This window comes from Streptomyces sp. NPDC058872, from assembly GCF_042743065.1.
Taxonomy (GTDB): Bacteria; Actinomycetota; Actinomycetes; order Streptomycetales; family Streptomycetaceae; genus Streptomyces.
In genome coordinates, this window is record NZ_JBHYMK010000031.1 from 25,214 (window position 1) to 46,725 (window position 21,512).

Sequence of the window (21,512 nt, forward strand, 5' to 3'; positions counted from 1 at the left end):
ACGGGTGAGTCGTTGGGGGAAACAGTCGCTCCGAAGTGGTGGCTCCGGCCCCGGCGACTCCCTACCATCGATCACCGCAAGGTCGTTCAACTGACGCACGACCAGCCCGGGAGGCTCCTTTGCACCGCCGCACTGCGCTCACCGTCTCCGCCGCGCTCCTCGCCGCGGCCCCGCTGCTCACCGCCTGCGGCAGCGATGCCCACCCAGGAGCGGCGGCCGTCGTCGGCGGCGAACGGATCGACGTCTCCAGCCTCCAGGCACAGGTGAGGGACGTACGGGCCGCCCAGGCGGCCTCTCCGCAGTCCGTCCAACTGGTGGCCGCCACCGGCGACCTCAGCCGCCGCAAGCTCAACGTCATGATCTTCGACCGGGTCGTCGACAAGGTCGCCGCGGACAACGGCGTCACCGCCACCCGGGCCGAGCTCCAGGAGACCCGGACCGCCTTCGTCCGGCAGAGCGGCGGCGAGGACCGGCTCGCGGCCGTCCTCCTCCAGGAGCAGGGCGTGGCACCCGATCAGATCGACGACTTCGTCCGCCGCAACGTCCTCATGAACAAGATCGCCGAGAAGCTCGGCGTCACCGAGAGCGCCGAGGGCCAGAAGAAGCTGACGGACGTCTTCTCCGCCGCCTCCGAGGAGCTCGCCATCGACGTCAACCCGCGCTACGGCACCTGGGACGACGCACAGATCCGGCTCTCCGCCACCACCGCCCCCTGGCTCCGTCAGATCAGCCAGGACCCCGCCGCCGTCCCGGCCGGAACCTGAGCCCCGGTGGCGGGGTAGGTTCGAGGGGTGACTTCTGAGAGCCCCGGCCGCATCGTCCTGCTCACCGCCAGCCACCGCGTGGCCCCCGGACTGTTGTCCTGGCCCGCCTGGCAGGCGCTGCACGGAGCCGACCGGGTGCTCTGCCCCGACGAGCACCACCCCCAGCTCCCCTATCTGCGGGAGGCCGGGATCGTCGTCGAGCACCTCCGGCCGACCGCCGAGGAGCTCGTCGCGGCCTGCGCCGGGGACCCCTCCCGGGAGGGGGGTTCCGGGGGCGGCCGCACGGTCGTGCTGCTGCCCTCCGGCGAGGGGGACCGGGCGCTGACCGACGGCCTCGCCCGGCTCGCCGGCTCCGGACGGGTCTCCATGCCCGACCTGGAGCTGTTGCCCGGCTCCTACGACCTGCCCGGCGCCCGCCTCCTCGACCTCGTGCAGATCATGGACCGCATCCGTCGCGAGTGCCCCTGGACCTCGGGGCAGACGCACCGGGGACTCGCCAAGTACGCCATCGAGGAGGCGTACGAGCTCGTCGAGGCGATCGAGGACGGCGACCGGCAGGAACTGCGCGAGGAGCTCGGGGACGTCCTCCTCCAGGTCGTCTTCCACGCCCGGATCGCGGAGGAGGACACGGAGGAACCGTTCTCCGTGGACGACGTCGCGGGGACGCTCGTCGAGAAGCTGGTCCACCGGCACCCGCACGTCTTCGGCGACGAAACCGCCGAGACCCCCGAGGACGTCCACGCGCACTGGCTGCGCACCAAGGCGATCGAGAAGCAGCGGGAGTCCGTCACCGACGGGGTGCCCCTCGGGCAGCCCGGACTCGCACTCGCCACCAAGCTCGCGGGCCGGGTCCGGTCGGCGGGCCTCGACGTGAAGCTCCCGACGGGCGAGGGCATCGGCTACGAACTGCTCGCCCTGGCGGCCCGTGCCGAGGCGTCCGGGGTGGATCCCGAGGCGGCCCTGCGCGCGGCGGCCCGCGCCTATCGGGACGCGATCCGTGCGGCGGAGGGCGTGTGACCGGGGCGTGCGCTGAGCGCGCGTGACCGGGGGCGTATGACCGGGGCGCGAGTGGAGGGCGTGTGACCGGAGTGCCGGGTGCCCGGCCCCGCCGTCACCGCTCGCGCGGGGCCCTCGCCGCGGGGTCGTGCCAGGCGGGGGCCGGCGGGCCCAGGAGGCGCTCGGCGGCGCTGCTCGGCCGGGTGGCGAAGCGGCCCGCGGGCGGCAGGGTGTCGTGGTGGATGCGTGCCGGGTCGGTGCCCAACTCCTCCAGCACCTCGGCGACCTCCGTGACGAAGGCCGGTGGTCCCGCGAGGTACACGTCGTGGGCGGACCAGCGGACGCACGCCCGCAGCGCCTGGAGCAGCCGTTCGGTCGCCTGGTCCCGGCGCCGGTTCGGCGCGGCCGTGATGTAGGTGACGCTGAGGCCGGGCAGGCGCTCCTTCAGCAGCTCGGCCTCCGCACGCCCGTACAGGTACTCCTTGGAGCGCGCCACCATGAACAACCGGCCCTCCAGGTCCGGCTCGGTCCCGGCGGCCTCCGCCAGCAGCGCGCGGACGGGGGCCCATCCCGTGCCCCCGCAGACGTAGGTGCGCAGCCCGCCCGGCGCGGTCCGCGCGGTGAGTCCGCCGCCGGGAGCGCTGAGCCGCAGCACCTCGCCCGGATCCGTCTGCGTGACGAGCACCGTGCTCATCGCGCCGCCCGCGACCCGGCTCACGTGCAGCTCGACGGTGCCGTCCGGTCGGGGCGCGTCCGCGAGGGAGTAGGTGCGCCAGACGCGCGGGACCCGCAGCGAACTGACGCTGACGTACTGGCCGGCGCGGAACGGCAACGGCTGCCGTGGCCGCAGCGTCAGGACGGCCAGGTCGTCGCCGTGCCTCTGGTGCCGGACGACGTCCGCGTCCCACCAGCTGGGTTCACCGGCCCGGGCCGACTCCGATGCCCCGGCCAGCATCAGATCGGCGATGTGCCCGTAGGCCTCTCCCCAGGCCTTCTCCGCCTCGGTCGTCCAGCCGGCACCGGCGGCGTGGGCGAAGGCGGCGAGCAGGCTCTGCCCGACGGCCGCGTACAGCGCGGGGGAGGCGAGGAACTTGCGGTGGTCGCGGCCCAACTGCCCCAGGTAGTCGGCGAGCCCGGGGTCCTCCAGTCGGGTCACGACACGGGTGAGTGCGGCGAAGAGCCGGTCCCGCTGGGGGGCCATGTCCGCGGGGAAGAGCGCGCGCACGCCGGGGTTGTGCCAGAAGAGGTGCGAGTAGAAGAACGTGACCGCATGGTCGGCGCGTCTCTCGACGATCGCGAACGTGCTTCTGAGCAGCTGAGGGTCCACCGGCACGAATCTAGGGCACGGCCTCCACCACTTGATCACACCTTCTCCACGAGCGTGCCTCCCGGGGGCGCCCTGTACGGTCGTGGCGTGAGCACCGCCCCCACCCCCGAGCCCGCTCCCACCCTCTTCACCTGGGAGTTCGCGAGCGATCCGTACCCCGCCTACGCCTGGCTGCGGAAGCACGCGCCGGTCCACCGGACGACGCTGCCCAGCGGGGTCGAGGCATGGCTCGTCACCCGGTACGCGGACGCCCGGCAGGCCCTGGCCGACCAGCGGCTCTCCAAGAATCCCGCGCACCACGACGAATCCCCGCACGCAAAGGGCAAGACGGGCATCCCGGGCGAGCGCAAGGCCGAGCTGATGACGCATCTGCTCAACATCGACCCGCCGGACCACACCCGGCTGCGGCGGCTCGTCTCGAAGGCCTTCACCCCGCGCCGGGTCGCCGAGTTCGCCCCGCGGGTGCAGGAGCTCACCGACCGGCTCATGGACCGGTTCGTGGAGAAGGGGTCGGCCGACCTCATCCACGAGTTCGCCTTCCCGCTCCCCATCTACGCGATCTGCGACCTCCTCGGGGTGCCGCAGGAGGACCAGGACGACTTCCGGGACTGGGCCGGGATGATGATCCGGCACGGCGGGGGACCGCGCGGCGGGGTCGCCCGGTCGGTGAAGAAGATGCGCGGCTATCTCGCCGAGCTGATCCACCGCAAGAGGGAGGAACCCGGGGACGACCTCATCTCGGGTCTCATCAGGGCTTCCGACCACGGGGAGCACCTCACCGAGAACGAGGCCGCCGCCATGGCCTTCATCCTCCTCTTCGCCGGCTTCGAGACGACCGTCAACCTCATCGGCAACGGCGTGTACCAGCTGCTGTGCCACCCCGATCAGCGCGAGCGGCTCCAGGTCTCGCTGGCCGCGGGGGAGACCGGACTCCTGGAGACGGGCGTCGAGGAGCTGCTGCGGTACGACGGGCCGGTGGAGATGGCGACCTGGCGCTACGCGACGCGGGCGTTGACCATCGGCGGGCAGGAGATCCCGGCGGGCGACCCGGTGCTGGTGGTGCTGGCCGCCGCCGACCGGGACCCGGAGCGGTTCGACGGACCGGACGTGCTCGACCTCGCCCGCCGCGACAACCAGCACCTCGGGTACGGGCACGGCATCCACTACTGCCTGGGCGCACCGCTCGCCCGCCTGGAAGGACAGGCCGCGCTCTCGACGCTGCTGACTCGCCTGCCGGACCTGAGACTTGCCGTGGATCCGACCGAACTGCGGTGGCGCGGAGGGCTCATCATGCGTGGTTTGCGCACGCTTCCGGTGGAGTTCTCCCCTTCCGCACCCCTTCTGGTAACTGACGTGGCATCAGAAATGTGATCTTCGCGTGATCGCGCGTCCATCGACTTGTGACGGACGTTCGAATGCCGCTACGTTCACCGGAATCTCAGCCGCCACGCGAAAGGCGTTCCTATGCGTTCCGGGAACGGACGACACCGTCGCCCCCGTCAGGCCCCCGCCATCGTCGTCGCCGCCGGTGTGACCGGTTCCGCGATGGCGCTGCCGCTGCTCGCCACCGGGTCTGCCTCCGCCGCCGACGCCGCCACGTGGGACCGGGTCGCCGAATGCGAGTCCGGCGGACAGTGGAGCGCCAACTTCGGCAACGGGATGTACGGCGGACTCCAGTTCACCCAGGACAGTTGGGAGCGGAACGGCGGTCTGGCGTACGCGCCCAGCCCCGACCTGGCCAGCCGCGCCCAGCAGATCGCGGTGGCCGAGAAGGCGCTCGCCGGGGGCAGCAACGACTGGGCCACCTGTGCGCCGATCGCCGGCCTGAAGAACGACGGCAAGGCCACCGGAGTGAACCCCGGGCCCGCCGTCACCCCGGCGGCGCCCACGGGCCCGCCTCCGGAGTCCAATCGCACCGGCGGTGAGCCGGTGTCCTCCGCGGGTGGGCAAGGGGCGACTCAGCAGCCCGCCGCGCCCGTGACCCCGAGCGCCCCGGCGACCTCCGCCACTCCGACGCACCCGACCACTCCGGCATATCCGACGATTCCGTCAACTCCTGACGCATCGGTCAATCCGGATGGATCGACCGCTCCCGTCGATCCGACGGCACCGACCGCCCCTGATGCATCCATTACGCCCGATGTGTCTGTTTCGCCGGGAATTCCGGAAGGTGAGGTGCCGTCGGCCACGCCGGGCACCGGCAAGCACCGGGGCGAGGCGGCACCGGAGGAAAGTGGCATGCCGGGCAATTCATCCGATGCGGGTCGGCATGCTTCGGGCGTGAGCGGGGGCGACGTCCAGTCGGCGACTGACGGGGCGAAAGCTTCCGCCGAAAAGGACAGTAAGGGCACTTCGGGCGAATACACCGTGCGACCCGGCGACAGCCTGTCCGACATCGCCCAGGAGAACGAACTCCCCGGTGGGTGGACCGCGCTCTACGACGCCAACCGGCAGACCGTGGGGACCGATCCGGATCTGATCCTGCCTGGTCAGAGTCTCGACCTGACGGCGGATCCGGTCGCGGCGGAGGGGTGATTGGTCGCCTTATGTCCGGTTCTGCGTAAGTGAGACATGGGTCTCTTCGTCCCAACTGGCGTGTCACGTCCGGAAACTTCGCTTCCGCCGGCTCTCACCTGCGCAAACAGCACCCGCCGGAAGGCAAGGAGGGGCGATATGTCCCCCATGGGCCTCTTTGAACTTCCGGTGGGTCTGTGTCTACGGTCGTCACCGCTCGCCACCGCGGGCCCCGTCGACCGAAACGCCGAATCCTGCCGTCGGCCGATGGGAACAGTCGTCGCGCAAGCGCCGAAGGCAGGAGCGGGGGACCCAAGGTAAGCGCCGGGCCCGGCGGTCGAGACGGACCGCCGGAGACCGGCTTGGGGTGAAGTCGCGTGCCAGACGCGCGGCCGGGCAACTCTTCGGCCCGAACCCGACAGCTCACCTCGCAGGCGTCGGTGAGGAGAATTCCCATGCTGTTTTCCGCCAAGGGCAAACACCGCCGTCCCTCCAAGGCCGCCCAGGTCGTCGCGCTCGCCGGTGTCACCGGTGCCGCCGTCGCCGCGCCGCTGCTGACCGCGGGCACCGCCTCGGCCGCCACCGCCGCCGAGTGGGACGTCGTCGCCGCCTGTGAGTCCGGTGGCAACTGGGCCATCAACACGGGCAACGGCTACTACGGCGGCCTGCAGTTCTCGGCCTCCACCTGGGCCGCGTACGGCGGCACCGCCTACGCCCCGACCGCCAACCTGGCCTCGAAGTCCCAGCAGATCGCCATCGCCGAGAAGGTCCTCGCGGGCCAGGGCAAGGGTGCCTGGCCGAGCTGTGGCGTCGGCCTCTCCAGCGCTTCCTACTCCGGCGGCACCGTCGAGAGCACCCCCCAGCAGGCCGCTCCGAAGCAGCGCGAGACGGAGCAGCCGACCACCCGCAGCCAGCAGCGCCAGGCCCCGAAGAAGGCCGCCCAGCAGGCCGCGCCGCAGGCCGCGAAGAAGACCGTCACCACCCCCACCGGCAAGAAGGTGAAGAAGGGTGACGGCGAGTACAAGGTCGTCTCCGGCGACACCCTCAGCAAGATCGCCCAGGCGCACGGCGTCAAGGGCGGCTGGGCCAAGCTCTTCGAGCTGAACAAGGACGTCGTCGAGAACGCCGACCTCATCTACCCGGGCCAGCAGCTCCACCTGAAGTGAGCCCGGCGGCCCGTGTGAGTCCGGCGGCTCGCGCGGTGCCGACGACCCTCCCGCGGTGACCACCCCGGTCCGGCGCGCCCCTCCCCCGTGCGCGCCGGACCGGGGTTCCCCCGTTCCGGGGCCCTGGCGGGGAAGGGGACCTGACGACCGCGAGGGTTACCGTCCAGTAGATCTGGGATCTTTCGTCCCGATGTACGTGCCCTTGGGTCCTTTTTCGTCCCAGGGGGCGGGCGCGCGGCGGGCCGGAGCCCCCGAGCCGGTTAGGCTCTTGCCGCAAGGCCAAGCGACCCTGCACCGACCTTGCGTCACATCCAGCGTCACATCCCAGAAGGAGATGCTCGTGCCGTCCATCGACGTCGTCGTAGCCCGGGAAATCCTGGACTCCCGAGGCAACCCCACGGTCGAGGTCGAGGTCGGCCTCGACGACGGCAGCACCGGCCGTGCTGCCGTTCCGTCCGGCGCCTCCACCGGTGCGTTCGAGGCCCTTGAGCTTCGCGACGGTGACCCCAACCGCTACCAGGGCAAGGGCGTCGAGAAGGCCGTCCTCGCCGTCATCGAGCAGATCGGCCCGGAGCTCGTCGGCTACGACGCCACCGAGCAGCGGCTGATCGACCAGGCCATGTTCGACCTGGACGCCACCCCGGACAAGTCCTCGCTCGGCGCCAACGCCATCCTCGGCGTCTCCCTCGCCGTCGCGCACGCCGCCTCCGAGGCCAGCGACCTCCCGCTCTTCCGCTACCTGGGCGGCCCGAACGCGCACCTGCTGCCCGTTCCGATGATGAACATCCTCAACGGTGGGTCGCACGCCGACTCCAACGTGGACATCCAGGAGTTCATGATCGCCCCGATCGGCGCGGAGTCCTTCTCCGAGGCCCTCCGCTGGGGCACCGAGGTCTACCACACCCTCAAGTCCGTCCTGAAGACCAAGGGCCTCTCCACCGGCCTGGGCGACGAGGGCGGCTTCGCCCCGAACCTGGACTCCAACCGCGCCGCCCTCGACCTCATCGTCGAGGCCATCAAGCAGGCCGGCTACGTCCCCGGCAAGGACATCGCGCTCGCCCTCGACTGCGCCGCCTCCGAGTTCTACAAGGACGGCACGTACGAGTTCGAGGGCAAGTCCCGCTCGGCCGCCGAGATGACCGAGTACTACGAGGAGCTCGTCGCCGCGTACCCGCTGGTCTCCATCGAGGACCCGCTGTTCGAGGACGACTGGGCCGGCTGGAAGGTCATCACCGACAAGCTCGGCTCCAAGGTCCAGCTCGTCGGCGACGACCTGTTCGTCACCAACCCGGAGCGCCTGGCCCGCGGCATCGAGGAGGGCTCCGCGAACGCCCTGCTCGTCAAGGTCAACCAGATCGGCTCGCTGACCGAGACCCTGGACGCCGTCGAGCTGGCCCAGCGCAGCGGCTTCAAGTGCATGATGTCCCACCGCTCCGGCGAGACCGAGGACGTCACCATCGCCGACCTCGCCGTCGCCACCAACTGCGGCCAGATCAAGACCGGCGCGCCGGCCCGCTCCGAGCGCGTCGCCAAGTACAACCAGCTGCTGCGCATCGAGGAGATCCTCGACGACGCCGCGGTCTACGCCGGTCGCAGCGCCTTCCCGCGCTTCAAGGGCTGAGCTTCGCCCCAGGGCGGAGCCGCTGCGTAGACCAGCTTCCGTACGTCCCCGTACTCGGTCCCGTACCGTGTGCGGGGACGTACGCGTGAACAGGGGAGGCGACACGACATGGCCGCGAAGGACCGGGACCGGTTCTCCACCGCGACCCGGATCAGACTGCTCGGCGAGCAGACCGCCGCCCGTGTCTACCGCTCACAGACCCGCCGCCAAGACCGTCGCTCCCGGCTCACCGGCCGTGCGGCCTTCCTCGCCCTCGTGGTCTGTTCCCTCGTCGTGGCGCTGGCCTATCCGATGCGGAGCTACGTGTCCCAGCAGGGGGAGATCGCCGAGCAGGAGCGCCGCGTCGCCGAGGCCGCCCGGCGGGTCGAGGAACTGAAGGACGAGAAGGCCCGCCTCCAGGACCCGGCCTACGTCCGCCGCCTCGCCCGCGAGCACCTGCACTACGTGCTCCCCGGCGAGACCGGCTTCACCGTGAACGACCCCGACGCGGAGCAGCGGCCCCGCACCGACCAGGGCGCGGACGACCGCCCCTGGTACGACAACCTCTGGGACGGCGTCGACCACGCCGACCGCCCCTGACCAGGCCTCTTGGTCGCCCGACACACGAGCAAGGCAGACATGGAAACGCCCCCTCCGCAGACCGAACGCACCGAGCCCACCGAGACGGACATCGCCGCCTTCGAGCTCCAGCTCGGCCGCCCGCCCCGCGGCCTGCGCGCCATCGCGCACCGCTGTCCGTGCGGCAACCCGGACGTCGTCGAGACCGCGCCCCGGCTCCCCGACGGCACGCCCTTCCCGACCACGTACTACCTGACCTGTCCCCGGGCGGCCTCGGCCATCGGCACCCTGGAGGCCAACGGGGTCATGAAGGAGATGCAGGCCCGGCTCGCCACCGACCCGGAGCTCGCCGCCGCCTACCGGGCCGCGCACGAGGACTACATCGCGCGCCGTGACGCCATCGAGGTCCTGGAGGGCTTCCCGAGCGCCGGCGGCATGCCGGACCGGGTCAAGTGCCTGCACGTCCTCGTCGGCCACGCGCTCGTCGCCGGCCCGGGCGTGAACCCGTTCGGCGACGAGGCGCTCGCGATGCTGCCCGAGTGGTGGGCGAAGGGCCCCTGCGTGAACCCGTGCACCGACGAAGGGAAGTCCTCGGAATGACCCGGGTCGCCGGAATCGACTGCGGCACCAACTCGATCCGCCTGCTCGTCGCCGACGTCCATCCGGACACCGGTGACCTGATCGAGCTGGACCGGCGGATGACGATCGTCCGGCTCGGCCAGGGCGTCGACAGGACCGGCCGACTCGCTCCCGAGGCACTGGACCGGACCTTCGCCGCCTGCCGTGCGTACGCCGGGGTCATCAAGGAGCTGGGCGCCGAGCGGATCCGCTTCGTCGCCACCTCCGCCTCCCGCGACGCCGAGAACCGCGAGGAGTTCGTGAACGGGGTCGTCGAGATCCTGGGCGTGGAGCCCGAGGTCATCACCGGCGACCAGGAGGCCGCGTTCTCCTTCACCGGTGCCACCGGCGAACTGCACGGCGACGACCGGCGCCTGGTCGTGGACATCGGCGGCGGCTCCACCGAGTTCGTGGTCGGCAACGCCCACGTCGAGGCCGCCCGCTCGGTCGACATCGGCTGTGTCCGGCTCACCGAGCGGCACGTCCGGCACGACCCGCCGACGGCCGAGGAGGTCGCCGCGATCCGGGCCGACGTCCGCGCCGCCCTCGACCTGGCGGCCGAGACCGTGCCCATCGACACCGCACGGACCCTGGTCGGCCTGGCGGGCTCGGTCACCACGGTCGCCGCCATCGCCCTGGGGCTCCGGGAGTACGACTCCGAGAAGATCCACCACGCCCGGATCTCCGCCGCGCAGGTCGCCGAGGTCACCGAGCGGCTCCTCACCTCCACCCACGAGGAGCGGGCCGCGATCCCCGTCATCCATCCCGGCCGGGTCGACGTGATCGTCGCCGGGGCGCTCGTCCTGCGGGAGGTCGTGGAGCGGGTCGGAGCCGCGGAGGTCGTGGTCAGCGAGCACGACATCCTCGATGGGATCGCGCTATCCGTCGCATAGCGCGCGGCTATCAGGCCCTGTGGAGGGGGGTTTCCGAGGGCCTCGGGGACCCGTCGGGACCCTCCGCCCGAAAAGGTTCGTGAAGTTCTTCACAAGGAAAAGGGCCCTGACGGCGCCCCAGGAGGGTCTTTGGGCCCTCCGAGCGGTGTCCCGGGGCCCTTTCGCAGGCGTGGAGGCCGATTGGCTCGATGTTTCCATCGTGTGAACGGACCCCGTGGTTCAGGGTTAACGGGGGCTCTCCGGGCCAGTTCACGGGGGGTGAACAACGTTCGCCAGTGCACCCCGGTTCCTTTGCAGCACCATGATGTGGATCACGTGGGCGGCGGAGTGTAGCAGAGGTGCCCCCGGTCCTTGTGAAGGGGCGCACGAGCACCCCCCTGAGGAGGGGTGGATACTCGATCCCATGAGCACCACGGAGCGTCCCAGGATCCTCGTAGTAGGCGGCGGGTACGTAGGCCTGTACGCAGCTCGGCGCATCCTCAAGAAGATGCGCTACGCGGAAGCGACCGTCACGGTCGTCGACCCGCGGTCGTACATGACCTACCAGCCCTTCCTCCCCGAAGCCGCCGCCGGCAGCATCTCGCCGCGTCACGTCGTCGTCCCGCTGCGACGCGTCGTCCGCGGAGCCGAGGTGCTCACCGGCCGGGTCACCACCATCGACCAGGACCGCAAGGTCGCCACGATCTCGCCGCTCGTCGGCGAGGCGTACGAGCTGCCCTTCGACTACCTGGTCATCGCGATGGGCGCGGTCTCCCGCACCTTCCCGATCCCCGGCCTCGCCGAGCAGGGCATCGGCATGAAGGGCATCGAGGAGGCCATCGGCCTGCGCAACCACGTCCTCGAGCAGCTCGACAAGGCCGACTCGACCACCGACGAGGAGGTCCGCCGCAAGGCCCTGACCTTCGTCTTCGTCGGCGGTGGCTTCGCCGGCGCCGAGACCATCGGCGAGGTCGAGGACATGGCCCGCGACGCCGCGAAGTACTACCAGAACGTGTCCCGCGAGGACATGCGCTTCATCCTGGTCGACGCGGCCGACAAGATCCTCCCCGAGGTGGGCCCCAAGCTCGGCCAGTACGGCAAGGAGCACCTGGAGGGCCGCGGGATCGAAATCTACCTCGAGACCTCGATGGACTCCTGCGTCGACGGCCACGTCATGCTGAAGAACGGCCTCGAGGTCGACTCCAACACGATCGTCTGGACCGCCGGCGTGAAGCCGAACCCGGCGCTCTCCCGCTTCGGTCTGCCGCTCGGCCCCCGAGGCCACGTCGACTGCAACGAGAAGCTGCAGGTCAACGGCATGGACCACGTCTGGGCCGCGGGCGACAACGCCCAGGTCCCGGACATGGTCGGCCGTAGGGCCGGCAACCCGAACGCCTGGTGCCCGCCGAACGCCCAGCACGCCCTGCGCCAGGCCAAGGTCCTCGGCGACAACGTGGTGGCCGGCCTGCGCGGCTTCCCGCAGAAGGAGTACAGCCACGCCAACAAGGGCGCGGTGGCTGGCCTCGGCCTGCACAAGGGCGTCGCGATGATCGTCATGGGCAAGATGAAGATCAAGCTCAAGGGCCGTCTCGCCTGGTACATGCACCGTGGCTACCACGGCATGGCGATGCCGACCTGGAACCGCAAGATCCGCATCTTCGCCGACTGGACCCTCGGCATGTTCCTCAAGCGCGAGGTCGTGTCGCTCGGCGCCATGGAGACGCCGCGCGAGGAGTTCTACGAGGCGGCCAAGCCCGCCCCGGCGCCGGCCGCCCCGGTGCAGGAGAAGGCCAAGGCCTCCTAACGCCCCCTCAGCACGTCCGAAAGGGCCGTCCGCCATCCGTGGTGCGGACGGCCCTTCGCGCGTTCCTCCGCGTGTTTTGCCGACTCGTTGCGCTGCGGCGGGACTGCCGGCGCCCCCGGACGGTGTTCCCTGGGTGACGAGCATTCCTGGGGCACGAGATCACGGAGGTGCGCACCATGGCCGACGCCGCGTCGCGGCTGATGACACTCGCCGAGGAACTCCTCGGAGGACCGCTCCCGGTCCGTCTGCGAGCCTGGGACGGCAGTGAGGCCGGCCCGCCCGTCGCTCGCCACCGCCCTTCCGGGGAAGCGCCGCGCACCGCACCGGCCGATGCCGATGGCCCCGTCCTGATCGTCCGCGACCGCAGGGCCCTGCGGAGAATGATCTGGAAACCCGGTGAACTCGGCCTGGCCCGGGCCTGGGTGGCCGGCGAGATCGACGTCGAGGGCGACCTCTACGAGCTCCTCGACCGGCTCTCGGGCCTCCTGTGGGACCGCGGCCAGGAGACCAGGAGCCTGCTCGACTCCCTGCGGGACCCCGCGCTCCGCGCCGCCGCCCGCGCCCTGCTGCGGCTCGCCGGCCCGCTGCCGCCGCCGAAGCCACCGGTCGAGGAGGTGCAGGGCCGCAGCGGCAGGCGGCACAGCAAACGGCGCGACGAGCAGGCGATCAGTCACCACTACGACGTGGGAAACGACTTCTACGCACTGGTCCTCGGTCCCTCGATGGTCTATTCGTGCGCGTACTGGCCCGATGCGGACGCCGGTGCCACCCTGGAGGGAGCCCAGCACGACAAGTTGGACCTCATCGCCCGCAAGCTGAACCTGAAGGAGGGCGACCGGCTCCTCGACGTCGGCTGCGGCTGGGGCTCCATGGCCGTCCACGCCGCCCGCACCTACGGCGCCCGGGTCGTCGGCGTCACCCTCTCCCGGGAACAGGCCGCCTACGCCCGGGGGAGGGTCGCCGACGAGGGCCTCGCCGACCTGGTCGAGATCAGGGTCCAGGACTACCGGGACGTCGCCGACGGCCCCTACGACGCCGTCTCCTCGATCGGCATGGCCGAGCACGTCGGCGCCGTCCGGTACCGGGAGTACGCCGACACCCTGTACGGGCTGCTCAAGCCCGGCGGACGCCTCCTCAACCACCAGATCTCCCGGCGCCCCGAGCCCGACGAAGACGCCTACGAGATCGACGCCTTCATCGATGCGTACGTCTTTCCGGACGGTGAACTCGCCCCCATGGGGCGCACCCTGACGACCCTGGAGGACGCCGGCTTCGAGGTCAGGGACGTGGAGGCGCTCCGCGAGCACTACGCGCTGACGCTGCGCCGCTGGGTGGCGAACCTGGAGCGCGACTGGGACCGGGCGGTCCGGTTGACCTCGCCCGGGCGGGCCAGGATCTGGCGGCTCTACATGGCGGCTTCGGCGGTCTCCTTCGAACGCAACCGGATCGGCGTGAACCAGTTCCTCGCGGTGAAGACCCCGGCAGCGGGCCCGAGCGGCACGGCGCTGCGACCGCGCCTCTGGACCGAGAAGGCCTGAGCCGCACGCGGAGGGTCGGGCTCCCGCGGGAACCCGACCCTCCGTCGCCCTCGGACGCGCCCTACTCGGCCTTGATGGCGGAGAGCATGTTCAGCTTCGCCGCGCTCCGGGCCGGCCACAGCGAGGCGAGGACGCCGACCAGGGCGGCCAGGGCCACGAAGAGCGCGATCCGGCTCCAGGGCATCACCAGGGCGTAGCCCGGCATGCCGTCCTTGAGGGTCTCGCCGATCGCCCAGCCGAGGAACGAGCCCAGGCCGATGCCGACGACCGCGCCGAACACCGAGATGACGACGGCTTCCAGACGGACCATCCGCTTCACCCGACGCTGGTCGAGGCCAATGGCGCGGAGCATCCCGATCTCCTGCCGCCGCTCGAAGACGGACATCGCGAGGGTGTTGACGACGCCGAGGACCGCGATGATCAGGGCCATGCCGAGCAGGCCGTACATGATGTTCAGGAGCACGTTGATCGGGCCGCCGAAGGCATCGCGGATGTCCTTCTTGTCCATCACGGTGATGGCCGGGTTGTCACCCATCGCCTTGGCCAGGGCCTTCGCGTGGGCCTCCGAGGCACCGCCGTCCATCGCGACGAAGATCTGCGGGACGTACGGCTGCTGCTCGTGCGCGCCGAGGACCTCCTTGTCGATGAGCACGGGGGAGACGAAGGGGTTGCCCTCGTAGATCGCGCCGACGGTCAGCTCCGCCTTCTGCTTGTCCGCGTACTCGACGGGAACGGTCGAGCCGACCTTCAGGCCACGGGACTCGGCGGTGTCGGCGGCGACGGCGATCCCGCCCCGGCCGAGCGAGGCCATCGACCCGTCCGTGACGTCGAGTCGGAGGACCTTCTCGATGCCCCCCGGAGTGACGCCGGAAGCGGAGGCGTACTCTCCGTCGAGCCGGAAGGAGCCGGCCTGCTGCGGCGAGACCGCGGTGACGCCCGGGGCCTTCTCCAGGGCGGTGAGCGCCTCCTCGCCGAGGCCCGTGCCGCCCGCCATGCTGATCATGTAGTCGCCCTTGATCCGGTCGACCGTGATCTTGTCCAGGGCCGCGCCGGCGCTCGTGCCGATCACCGTGAGCCCGGTGACCAGGGTCAGCCCGATGGCGAGTGCGGACGCGGTGGCGCCGGTGCGGCGCGGGTTGCGGACCGCGTTCAGCCCGGCGAGCTTGCCGGCCACGCCGAAGGCCCCCTCGGAGAGCGGACGGAGCAGGGCGATCACGGGCCGGGAGAGCATCGGGATCAGCACGATCACGCCGATGAGGGCGGCGAAGGTCCCGCCGGCGATCGCCATGCGGCCCGTGTCGCCGCCCTGGCCCGCGCCGAGCACGATGAGGACGGCGCCGATCGCGGTGATCGCCGCACCGATGGAGTTGCGGACGACCAGCGACTTGGCGCTCGCGGTGGCGTGGACGCTGCTCATCGCCGCGACCGGCGGGATCTTCGCGGCGCGCCGGCCGGGCAGCCAGGCCGCCAGCATGGTGATCAGGACGCCGATGCCGAAGGCGGCGACGGCCGGGGTGGCTTCGAGGACCAGCGGACCGTCCGGGACCTTCAGTTCGAAGGCGTTCATCACGGAGCGCAGGCCGACGGCCAGACCGATGCCGAGCAGATAGCCGCTGAGGGAGGCGACCAGGCCGACGAGACCGGCCTCCACCAGGACGGAACGGGTGATCTGCCGGCGCGAGGCGCCGACCGCCCGCATCAGGGCGAGCTCCTTGGTGCGCTGGGCGACCAGCATGGTGAAGGTGTTGGAGATCAGGAAGACGCCGACGAAGAGCGCGATGCCGGCGAAGGCCAACAGCACCTGGTTGAAGGCCCCCAGGCCCTCTTCGATCTGACGGGCCTGCTCGTCGGCGAGGGCCTGGCCGGTCTGGGCGGTGGCCGCCTTCGGAACGACCTTCAGGATCTCGTCGAGGAGCCCGTCGGCGTCCGTGCCGGGGGTGGCGACGACGTTCAGGTCGGAGAAGTAGCCCGGCTTCAGATAGAGCTTCTGGGCGACGGAGGTGTCGAACAGGACCAGGCTGCCGCCCGCGTTGACGGCGCCGTCCTCGGTGGTGAAGACGCCGGAGAGGACGTACTCCTTCACCGGGCCGTTGGTGGCCACCCGGACGGTGTCGCCCACCCGGTAACCGCCCGCTTCGGCGGTGGCCCGGTCGAGCGCGATCTGGCCGGGCTGCGTCGGCCCGTCGCCCGCGGCGAAGGCGTAGGCGCCGTCCTTGCCGTCCTTGCCGGGGGTGAAGTTGGCGCCGGCGTTCGACCAGCCGACGCCGATCAGCCGGCCGTCCTTGTCGGGCACGCCGGCGAAGCCGTCGACGCGCGGGCGGACGGCGGCGACCCCGTGCAGCTTCGCGACCTCGTCGACGACCTGCTGGGAGAGGCCCGGAGTGGTACGGGCCTCTTCGGGGTTCGGGCGCAGGGCGACGGCGACGGCCACGTCGTCGTAGCTCTTCGCGGACTCCTTGCGGAGGGCCTGGGAGAGGGTGTCGGTGAAGACGAGGGTGCCGGAGACGAAGGCCACGCCGAGCATCACGGCGAGCACGGTCATCAGCAGTCTCGCCTTGTGCGCGAGCACGTTGCGCAGGGCGGTACGGAACATGGGTGGGTCCTGGAGGTCCTGGGAGGGGCGGGTGCGGGTACGGCTGGCGCCGGTGCGTCAGCTCGTACGGCCCTTGGCGTCGAAGGCCTTCATGCGGTCGAGCACGCCGTCCGCCGTCGGGTGCAGCATCTCGTCGACGATCCGGCCGTCCGCGAGGAAGATCACCCGGTCCGCGTAGGAGGCGGCCGTCGCGTCGTGGGTGACCATGACGACGGTCTGTCCCAGCTCCCGCACCGAGTTGCGGAGGAAGCCCAGGACCTCGGCGCCCGAGCGGGAGTCCAGGTTTCCGGTGGGCTCGTCGCCGAAGATGATCTCGGGGCGGGAAGCGAGGGCGCGGGCCACGGCGACGCGCTGCTGCTGGCCGCCGGAGAGTTCGGAGGGACGGTGGCCGAGCCGGCCGGACAGGCCCAACATGTCGATCACCTGCTGGACCCACTGCTTGTCGGCCTTGCGGCCCGCGATGTCCATCGGCAGCGTGATGTTCTCCAGGGCCGTCAGGGTCGGCAGCAGGTTGAAGGCCTGGAAGATGAAGCCGATCTTGTCCCTGCGCAGCTGGGTGAGGTGCTTGTCCTTGAGGGAGGACAACTCGGTCTCGCCGATCCGCACGGAGCCGGAGGAGAAGGAGTCCAGGCCGGCGACGCAGTGCATGAGCGTCGACTTGCCGGAGCCGGAGGGGCCCATGATCGCGGTGAACTCGCCCTGACGGAAGTCCACGCTGACGTGGTCGAGGGCGACCACCTGGGTCTCGCCGTGGCCGTAGACCTTGGTCAGATCCGTGGCGCGGGCGGCCACCGCGGTGGCGCGGGACACGGTGGAGGTGGTGGTCACGGAAGGACTCCTGTCATTGCACGAACGATTCGGGAACCCCTCCATCGTGTCGGTCGTTCTGCCGCAGGACGTCCGCCCCTGTGCCCGTTCCCGGGGCCGTCTCGAGTCTGACCGGAAGCCGGTGCCCTCGTTCTGAGGTATGACGGCGGCCCTGAGAAGGCCTTCGCGGAAGGCGCCCGGGGCGCCCGCCGCGAAGGTGACAGAAGTGCGGCGACTTTTCGTCATTCCAGAAGGTGCGGCTTTGCGCCTGCGACCCCTGTCACGGTTTGGCGGAAGGGCCCTCACCTGCGCTGACGCGCCCTCAGACCTCAATAAAATAAGACAACATCGGCCCCATGTTCCGCTGATCGGGGGAAAGCGTCCCGATAGGCTCATGTGCCAACGCGGAGCTTCGCGGCGACGCCCGGATGGTGGAATGCAGACACGGCGAGCTTAAACCTCGCTGGCCTTCGGGCCGTACCGGTTCGAGTCCGGTTCCGGGCACCATGGTTTCGCTAGTACGGCAGGTGCTCCAGCAACCAGGAGCCGTTCTCCTTGGAGAGGAGCGGGCCGACCGGGCCCGCCTCGCCGATCACGGTCTCGTCGGCGATCTCGTCGTGCAGGCCGTCGTCCACTCCGCCGTCGACCAGGCGCAGGAAGCGGGGCACGTACGGTCGTCCGCCCGTCCGGCGCAACTCGACCTGGTCCTCCACACCGGGGGCCGCCGCGTTGTGGGAGAAGAAGGTCTCCGTCCGGTGCTCCACCCTCATGTACTCCATCCCCGCGAGGGCGTAGCGGGCGGCGAGGGCGCCCCACCCGGTCCCGCCGACGGTCAGCAGGGCGTGCCCCCGTCGTCGCGCGTTCGCCTCCGTGACCGCGTTCTGGACGGTGGCGCCGTGTCCGGTCATGGTGCCGTCCGCAAAGAGGCCGACCAGGACCAGGTCGAAGTCGCGCGCCCGCAACTCCGAGAGGAGCGAGTAGGCGTCGTCGTCCGCGCGCCGGGCGAGCTCGGCGAGCCCGGTGCCGGCGTCACCGACCAGGACCACGGGCCTGAGGAGGTGGGCGCCCGCGGTGAAGACCCACGCGGTCCCGTTGCGCAGCTGCCAGGTGTCGTTCGGCTCGATGGACATCGGTCTCTCCCATGGAGGGTGCGGTTCCGTCAGGGACGAGCCTGTGCGGACGGGGCGCCCCGCTGCGCACGGAGATCGAAAACTTACGAGAAAAGATCCTCCCCGAGCACTAGAGAGTTTCTTTTGCCTAGCCATTACTCTTGACGCGAGGCCGTGCACGTGCGGCCCGCCATGGAGGAGTGAGATGAGGAGCAGTAACCCGGTCTTCTCGCGACGGGGGTTCAGCCGCGACAACGGCTACGCGGGCTTCAACGCGCAGCAGCCGCAGGCCGGGGGCCCCGCCGTCGGAGCCGACCCGTACGCGAGCAACCCGTACGCGACCAACCCGTACGCCCCGCAGGACACCCAGCTCGGCGCCCCGCAGCAGGCCCGCGGCAACGCGATGACCATCGACGACGTCGTGAGCCGTACGGCCATGACGCTCGGCACGGTCGTGTTCACCGCCGTCCTGTCCTGGCTGCTGCTGCCCGTCGACCCGGCCAACCTCACCAAGTCGTACGTCATCGGCGTCGGTGCCGCCCTGGTCGCGCTCGTGCTGTCGCTCGTGCAGTCCTTCAAGCGCAAGCCGTCCCCCGCGCTGATCCTGGGCTACGCGGCGTTCGAGGGCGTCTTCCTCGGCGTGATCTCCGCCGTCGTCTCGACCTACATCGCCGACGGCGTGGTCATCCAGGCGGTGCTCGGCACGATGGCCGTCTTCGCGGGCGTCCTGATCGCCTACAAGATGCGCTGGATCCGCGTCACCCGCCGCTTCTACGGCTTCGTGATGGCCGCGGCCATGGGCTTCATGCTGCTCATGGTGGTCAACATGCTGTTCGCCGTGTTCGCCGGCGGTGACGGCCTCGGCTTCCGCAGCGGCGGCCTCGGCATCCTGTTCGGCGTCATCGGCATCGTCCTCGGCGCCTGTTTCCTCGCCCTCGACTTCAAGCAGGTCGAGGACGGCGTGACCTACGGCGCGCCGCGCGAAGAGGCCTGGCTGGCCGCCTTCGGCCTGACGATGACCCTCGTCTGGATCTACCTGGAGGCGCTGCGCCTCCTGTCGATCCTCCAGGGCGACGACTGACCCGTCCGTTGACACGGGGGAAGGGCCCGTCCGGCACCAGCCGGGCGGGCCCTTCCGCCGTTCCGGGCCGTTGCGCCGCGCCGCCCGCGGCCAGGGGCCCGTGCGGCGGGTGCGCACGGTGGCCGCGGGCCCGCGGGCTCAGAGCAGTCTGCGCGCCGCCCGCCGCAGGTCGTACTCGTGGATGATGGCCTTCGCATGGCCGTACGTCAGCTCGTGCGCCCCGCGGAGCCAACTGATCCGCTCTTCGAGGCGGACGAGGGAGGGACCCTCCTCGACGGTGCGCATCCAGTCGGCGATCTCACGGCCGGTGCGGCGCGGGATGCGGGCCAGCAGGTTGCGGTGGGTCTGCTCGGAGAAAGTGTGGGACATCGGCGCCTCCGGACGCTTCGTACCGTTGCTTCTCGTGCTCCTTCCCGTCACCGTGCCGGAGGGGCGACCCGTTGGCAAGGGGGCGCTGCGGGCGCGTAGGGTCGCGGGGTGCGTGATACGAGTGAACTGATCGCCGCCGTGGAGCGGTTCGCCGACCGGCTGCGGGCGGCCCCGCAGAGCCGCCTCCAGCGGGGTGCGGCGGCCGAGGGGTTGGCGCTCGCCCGAGAGCTGGCGGTGCGCGCCCAGCGGGCCGAGGACCCGGACCGGGAGCCGAGGACGATGCCTGACGCGGGCGTCTTCATGGTGGCCGACCAGCTCGCCGTCGCCGGGAACGATCTGGCCGAAATCCTCAGAACGGCCCCGGCCGGCTCCGGTGAAGGGGAGCTGGACGAGGCCGTGGCGCTGGTGCGGGAGGCCGCGGAGCGCGCGGGGCTGTGAGCCCCTCCGAAGGGTCCTACAGGGAGGCGATCACCCGGTCCGCGAGGATGTAGACGTTCTCCTCGTCGGTGTCGCCGTACGAGAAGGTCAGGGCGAAGGCGCCCGAGACGCCCGAGCCGCCGAGCAGCACCGGGGCGCGACCGGCGCGCAGGGCCTCCGCCAGGCGCTCCGCCGTCTCGCGGTGCCCCGGGGTCATGCACAGCGTGGTGCCGTCCGCGAAGACGTACACGTCGAGGGTGCCGAGCGGGCCCGGACGCACGTCGGTGAGGGCCGTGCGGGTGTCCGCGAGCTCCTCCAGGCGCGCCACCGTCCGCTCGTGGTCGGTGACGACGGGGGTCTGCACCGGCACGAAGTCCGGGTGCGAGGGGTGACGGCGACGGGCCGCGGCCAGTTCGGCCGAGTCCTCCGGGTACTCGTCGAAGGAGTCGAACGCTTCGAGCGCCTCGGTGTTGTCGAGCGAGGCCGCCTCGACCTCCATGGCCTCCAGGGCCATCGCCTCCAGGCCCGCGAAGTCGGCCTGGCGCGGCACGAAGAGGGTGCCGTCCTCGGTCGGGCCGCCGAGGCCGCCCAGCAAGGACGGGGCGTCGGCGGCGTCGCGGGCCTCCTGCGCGGCCCAGAAGGCACGCGCCTCGGCGAGCTCGCGCTCCCGCTCCTCGGCCAGCGCATCGGCGACCGCGGCCCGTATCTCGGCGGCGGGCGTGGCACGGGCCGCGGGAACCGTGGCGCCGTGACCGGCGGCCAGCTCGCCGCGCAGGGCGACGACCTCCTTGCGGAGACCGCGGACGGCGTGCAGGGCAGCAGCGCCCACGGCCGTGGCAGCGGCCGTGGTCAGCAGCAGGGCAAGAGGCATGGCGCTCACTGACGTACTCCCGATTCCGAGTCGATCCCCCGACTTCCTACATCAGCTTGTCCTGGGGCGGTGCCTGCTGTCAGTGCATTACGTCACGAATTGGACAGGTATTTCTGCCAGGCGTTTAGTCCCGAAACCGCTCTGACCTGCGAAAACGAACTCCCCCGGGACGTAGGTCACATCCTGGGGGAGATTCGGTTACGGCTGGGACGCGGCGCGGTTGACGCGCTCGGTGACGGGAGAGCCGGACATCCGGACCCGTACCCTCCGCTCCGGCTCAGCTCAGCCGCTGGGTGTGGTGGGTCGCGCTGTGCTTCGCCACCGCTGCGGGCACGTGCCGCCCTCGTGCCTCGGGCGACCCGTACCCTCCGCTCCGGCTCAGCTCAGCCGCGGGGTGTGGTGGGTCGCGCTGTGCTTCGCCACCGCTGCGGGCACGTGCCGCCCTCGTGCCTCGGGCGACCCGTACCCTCCGCTCCGGCTCAGCTCA

19 protein-coding genes, 1 tRNA gene and 1 riboswitch are annotated in these 21,512 nt (G+C 71.1%); of the genes, 14 read left to right on the forward strand and 6 right to left on the reverse strand.

All coding sequences use genetic code 11. The annotated features are described in order from the left end of the window. Window positions 1–119: 119 nt before the first annotated feature. Window positions 120–764: a SurA N-terminal domain-containing protein gene (locus ACFW22_RS20510; RefSeq protein WP_386406510.1), complete on the forward strand. Its 645-nt coding sequence runs from the start codon at window positions 120–122 to the stop codon at window positions 762–764. 27 nt (window positions 765–791) lie between these two features. Beyond that, window positions 792–1,781 (forward strand): nucleoside triphosphate pyrophosphohydrolase, encoded by a 990-nt coding sequence (locus ACFW22_RS20515; RefSeq protein ID WP_386406513.1) that lies wholly within the window; start codon window positions 792–794, stop codon window positions 1,779–1,781. A gap of 94 nt (window positions 1,782–1,875) precedes the next feature. On the opposite strand, the gene ACFW22_RS20520 is transcribed toward ACFW22_RS20515, so the two are convergent. Next, complete coding sequence (locus ACFW22_RS20520; protein ID WP_386406516.1) at window positions 1,876–3,087, reverse strand: globin domain-containing protein; 1,212 nt, start codon at window positions 3,085–3,087, stop codon at window positions 1,876–1,878. 87 nt (window positions 3,088–3,174) lie between these two features. On the opposite strand from ACFW22_RS20520, the gene ACFW22_RS20525 reads away from it, so the two are divergent. The 9 genes from ACFW22_RS20525 to ACFW22_RS20565 all read left to right on the forward strand — a co-directional run bounded on the left by ACFW22_RS20525 (window position 3,175) and on the right by ACFW22_RS20565 (window position 13,778). After that, complete coding sequence (locus tag ACFW22_RS20525; RefSeq protein ID WP_386406519.1) at window positions 3,175–4,458, forward strand: cytochrome P450; 1,284 nt, start codon at window positions 3,175–3,177, stop codon at window positions 4,456–4,458. A gap of 174 nt (window positions 4,459–4,632) precedes the next feature. Next, on the forward strand, window positions 4,633–5,622 hold the full coding sequence (locus ACFW22_RS20530; RefSeq protein WP_386406522.1) for a transglycosylase family protein: 990 nt from the start codon (window positions 4,633–4,635) through the stop codon (window positions 5,620–5,622). Between the two features lie 258 nt (window positions 5,623–5,880). Beyond that, window positions 5,881–6,053: riboswitch (cyclic di-AMP (ydaO/yuaA leader) on the forward strand. A gap of 3 nt (window positions 6,054–6,056) precedes the next feature. Further along, window positions 6,057–6,767: a transglycosylase family protein gene (locus ACFW22_RS20535; RefSeq protein ID WP_386406525.1), complete on the forward strand. Its 711-nt coding sequence runs from the start codon at window positions 6,057–6,059 to the stop codon at window positions 6,765–6,767. 334 nt (window positions 6,768–7,101) lie between these two features. Next, the gene (eno, locus tag ACFW22_RS20540) at window positions 7,102–8,388 is read left to right on the forward strand and encodes a phosphopyruvate hydratase (RefSeq protein ID WP_386406527.1); all 1,287 of its coding nucleotides are present in this window, start codon (window positions 7,102–7,104) and stop codon (window positions 8,386–8,388) included. A gap of 108 nt (window positions 8,389–8,496) precedes the next feature. Then, a complete protein-coding gene (locus ACFW22_RS20545; protein WP_386406530.1) occupies window positions 8,497–8,967 on the forward strand; it encodes a septum formation initiator family protein in 471 nt (156 codons plus the stop codon). A gap of 39 nt (window positions 8,968–9,006) precedes the next feature. Continuing rightward, window positions 9,007–9,546, forward strand: coding sequence for a DUF501 domain-containing protein (locus ACFW22_RS20550; protein ID WP_386406533.1), 540 nt, complete (start codon window positions 9,007–9,009; stop codon window positions 9,544–9,546). Beyond that, complete coding sequence (locus ACFW22_RS20555) at window positions 9,543–10,457, forward strand: exopolyphosphatase (RefSeq protein ID WP_386406536.1); 915 nt, start codon at window positions 9,543–9,545, stop codon at window positions 10,455–10,457. Before ACFW22_RS20550 ends, ACFW22_RS20555 begins: the two co-directional genes overlap by 4 nt. Before the next feature lie 403 nt (window positions 10,458–10,860). Further along, window positions 10,861–12,240 (forward strand): NAD(P)/FAD-dependent oxidoreductase, encoded by a 1,380-nt coding sequence (locus tag ACFW22_RS20560; RefSeq protein WP_386406539.1) that lies wholly within the window; start codon window positions 10,861–10,863, stop codon window positions 12,238–12,240. Between the two features lie 176 nt (window positions 12,241–12,416). Beyond that, window positions 12,417–13,778 (forward strand): class I SAM-dependent methyltransferase, encoded by a 1,362-nt coding sequence (locus ACFW22_RS20565; protein ID WP_386406542.1) that lies wholly within the window; start codon window positions 12,417–12,419, stop codon window positions 13,776–13,778. A 61-nt stretch (window positions 13,779–13,839) separates the two neighbouring features. Here the strand turns inward: ACFW22_RS20565 and ACFW22_RS20570 are convergent, their stop codons facing one another. Together ACFW22_RS20570 and ACFW22_RS20575 are read right to left on the reverse strand one after the other, a co-directional pair. After that, window positions 13,840–16,371, reverse strand: a complete 2,532-nt coding sequence (locus ACFW22_RS20570; protein ID WP_386406545.1) for an ABC transporter permease — start codon at window positions 16,369–16,371, stop codon at window positions 13,840–13,842. 57 nt (window positions 16,372–16,428) lie between these two features. Then, window positions 16,429–17,244, reverse strand: coding sequence for an ABC transporter ATP-binding protein (locus ACFW22_RS20575; protein WP_386406548.1), 816 nt, complete (start codon window positions 17,242–17,244; stop codon window positions 16,429–16,431). Window positions 17,245–17,600: 356 nt separating this feature from the next. Between ACFW22_RS20575 and ACFW22_RS20580 the strand changes: the two genes are divergently transcribed. Beyond that, a tRNA-Leu gene (locus tag ACFW22_RS20580) sits at window positions 17,601–17,685 on the forward strand. An 8-nt stretch (window positions 17,686–17,693) separates the two neighbouring features. Here ACFW22_RS20580 and ACFW22_RS20585 read toward each other — a convergent pair. Next, window positions 17,694–18,308 carry a hypothetical protein gene (locus tag ACFW22_RS20585; protein WP_386406551.1) on the reverse strand — a complete coding sequence of 205 codons (615 nt, stop codon included), beginning with the start codon at window positions 18,306–18,308 and terminating at the stop codon, window positions 17,694–17,696. 184 nt (window positions 18,309–18,492) lie between these two features. Between ACFW22_RS20585 and ACFW22_RS20590 the strand changes: the two genes are divergently transcribed. Next, the gene (locus ACFW22_RS20590; RefSeq protein ID WP_386406554.1) at window positions 18,493–19,368 is read left to right on the forward strand and encodes a Bax inhibitor-1/YccA family protein; all 876 of its coding nucleotides are present in this window, start codon (window positions 18,493–18,495) and stop codon (window positions 19,366–19,368) included. A gap of 138 nt (window positions 19,369–19,506) precedes the next feature. On the opposite strand, the gene ACFW22_RS20595 is transcribed toward ACFW22_RS20590, so the two are convergent. Continuing rightward, window positions 19,507–19,737 (reverse strand): DUF4287 domain-containing protein, encoded by a 231-nt coding sequence (locus ACFW22_RS20595; RefSeq protein WP_386406557.1) that lies wholly within the window; start codon window positions 19,735–19,737, stop codon window positions 19,507–19,509. A 108-nt stretch (window positions 19,738–19,845) separates the two neighbouring features. On the opposite strand from ACFW22_RS20595, the gene ACFW22_RS20600 reads away from it, so the two are divergent. After that, complete coding sequence (locus tag ACFW22_RS20600; protein ID WP_386406560.1) at window positions 19,846–20,175, forward strand: hypothetical protein; 330 nt, start codon at window positions 19,846–19,848, stop codon at window positions 20,173–20,175. 16 nt (window positions 20,176–20,191) lie between these two features. Here the strand turns inward: ACFW22_RS20600 and ACFW22_RS20605 are convergent, their stop codons facing one another. Beyond that, complete coding sequence (locus ACFW22_RS20605) at window positions 20,192–21,034, reverse strand: hypothetical protein (RefSeq protein WP_386406563.1); 843 nt, start codon at window positions 21,032–21,034, stop codon at window positions 20,192–20,194. Window positions 21,035–21,512: the final 478 nt, after the last annotated feature.